Genomic DNA, 832 nt, shown 5'->3' with positions numbered 1-832 from the left:
TCTTCTCTCTCGCCTTCCAAAGTTTGATGATTCGCACTGTTCGCTAGATACTTTCCGCCATGTTTCGACACTATATCTGCTGCGAGTTTTACATAGTGAGGGATCCACGCTTCATCGGTAGGTGTGACTTCTAAAACTGAATAATACATATCTGGCTCTCTTTTTTTGAAGTTTACTGGCTGAATCCAGCGTTATTGTGTTGAGAGCTTAACAAGTACAATGCTATGTAATAAGAAGGTTTACAGTAGAATCTGTTTCATAGGATATTTGATAATTCTTCAGCGCTAGGCTTTTTGCGCAGCGCCTAGTTGAACAAAGCGTAGTTGGGCTTTCACTCTTTCACCTATTTCACTTCTAAGCTTATCGTCTGCTTCTAATGCTTCGGCTCCGGCGCTGAATACTAACCTTACCATTGCATCAGCTTGTAACTGAGCACAGGCGTATTCCACCCCTTGTTGTTCGATGATGTAGTCAGTAAGTTCATCGATGAAATGTTGAATTTCTCTGAATACTGCTAGTCGGTAAGCAGATGACGTGCCGGTATGCTCGCGCAACAACAAGCGAAACACGTTTGTATTGGCCGCGATGAACTCCATGAAGGTTTCAACAGAGGTATGGATGACGCCACCGCCTGAAGCAATGCGCCTTCTAGCTTGACGCATAAGCTGACGAAGCGCTAGACCAGCTTCATCCACTAGCGTTAAACCCAACTCGTCCATATCTTTGAAGTGTCGATAAAAAGAAGTAGGAGCAATGCCAGCTTCTCGGGCAACTTCACGCAAGCTAATTGCAGATAAACTGCGGTTCTCGTCTAATAATAAAAATGCAGCAT

General features: G+C 44.0%; 2 protein-coding genes. Both read right to left on the bottom strand.

Going from position 1 to position 832, the window contains the following annotated elements:
- The coding region (locus tag KL866_RS20640; RefSeq protein ID WP_214995265.1) for a DUF1330 domain-containing protein at positions 1–149 on the bottom strand (149 nt) is incomplete at its 3' end.
- Positions 150–284: 135 nt separating this feature from the next.
- The coding region (gene fabR / locus KL866_RS12395) for an HTH-type transcriptional repressor FabR (protein ID WP_214995264.1) at positions 285–832 on the bottom strand (548 nt) is incomplete at its 5' end.

The sequence above is a fragment of the Alteromonas sp. ALT199 genome (genome assembly GCF_018619335.1).
Classification (GTDB): domain Bacteria; phylum Pseudomonadota; class Gammaproteobacteria; order Enterobacterales; family Alteromonadaceae; genus Alteromonas.
Note: the sequence above shows the minus strand (reverse complement) of the source record. Positions and strands in the feature narration are given on the sequence as shown.